Below are 1416 nucleotides of genomic sequence, written 5' to 3'. Positions count from 1 at the left end.
GGCTCTATAATTTCTGTAGTGGGTAAATCCACCGTGGAGATTATGGAGCCTTTTTGAGTGTAGAAAAAAAGTCCCATATGACCTATAATGAAAAGCGACTAAACAACTCATTAGAAAGGGTTCATATGGAACAGCTTTATCATACCACAGAACTAATCGGAATCAAAGATAAAAACATTAAAATTCTCTTCGTTTTGAAACATCAAACCCATCTAGAAATCAGGGCAAAGCTAGATTACGACAGTCCTAGCTGTCCTCATTGCCAAGAAAAATGTATCAAGTACGATTTTCAAATGCCCTCAAAAATTCCAATTTTGGATTGTCAGGGTTTTCCATCCCTCCTACTGCTTAAGAAACGGCGGTTTCAGTGCAAATCTTGCCAAAAAGTAACCGTTTCTGAGACCCCTCTGGTCAAGAAAAACTGTCAGATTTCCCAACCAATCTGGGAGAAAGTCACTCAACTACACACAGAAAACATGACCAACTCTGCTATCGCTAGGAGACTACACATTTCTGTTTCCGTCGTACAGAGAAAATTGGCTCAGTTTCAATTTCCTCAAGATTTTACGAAATTACCAAAAGTCTTAAGTTGGGATGAATTTAGTCGAAACAAAGGAAAACTTGCCTTTATTGCCCAGGATTTTGAGACGAGACGCATTGTGACCATTCTAGAGAATAACCGCCAAGCAACCATAAAGAACTATTTCTACAAGTATCCTAGGGTGGTTAGAGAGACTGTCAAGATCGTGACGGTGGACATGTCGGGTAGCTATATTCCCATCATCAAACAGCTATTTCCAAGAGCGAAAATTGTTCTTGATAGATTTCACGTTATCCAGCACCTGAGCCGGGCTATGATGTCGACTAGAATTGACATTATGAAAACATTTGATACACCTTCCCTACCTTATCGAGCCATGAAAAATCACTGGCGGATTCTTCAAAAAGATAGCCGTAAACTGTCTCAGAACCTCTTTTATTCTCGCACCTTTGGGCAAACCTTGACACCGAAAGAGGTTGTTCAGAAAACACTCGAGTTCTCAGATCAACTAAAATTCTATTATGACCTCTACCAGATTCTCCTCTTCCATTTCCAAGAGAAGAACTCGAACTATTTCTTCGAGATTCTAGAAGACAACCTTAACCTTGTCAATCCTGCCTTCAAAACCGTTTTTAAGACCTTTCTAAAGTATAAAACTTATATCACGAACGCCATTGAGCTACCCTATTCCAACGCTAAACTGGAAGCAACTAATAAACTCATCAAGGACATCAAGAGACAGGCTTTCGGCTTTAGGAACTTTAAGAACTTTAAAACAAAGATTTACATCGCTTTGAATATTGAAAAAGAGAGAACGAAGTTCGTCCTCTCTAGGTGTTAGCTTTTCATCTACCCACTACAGTTGACAAAGAGCC

At 39.5% G+C, this 1416-nt stretch carries 1 protein-coding gene; it reads left to right on the top strand.

All coding sequences use genetic code 11. The features are described from left to right. The first annotated feature begins 125 nt into the window (after positions 1-125). The gene (locus tag RFK25_RS11410) at positions 126-1382 is read left to right on the top strand and encodes an ISL3 family transposase (RefSeq protein WP_332413538.1); all 1257 of its coding nucleotides are present in this window, start codon (positions 126-128) and stop codon (positions 1380-1382) included. Positions 1383-1416: the final 34 nt, after the last annotated feature.

The sequence above is a fragment of the Streptococcus sp. SS-4456 genome, assembly GCF_036680365.1.
Taxonomy (GTDB): Bacteria; Bacillota; Bacilli; order Lactobacillales; family Streptococcaceae; genus Streptococcus.
The sequence above is the reverse complement of the archived record's forward strand: the minus strand, read 5'-3'. Positions and strand labels throughout refer to the sequence as shown.

Excerpts from the sequence above, each read along its gene's own strand:
- RFK25_RS11410 (WP_332413538.1), top strand. The coding sequence starts at position 126 with ATGGAACAGCTTTATCATACCACAGAACTAATCGGAATCAAAGATAAA.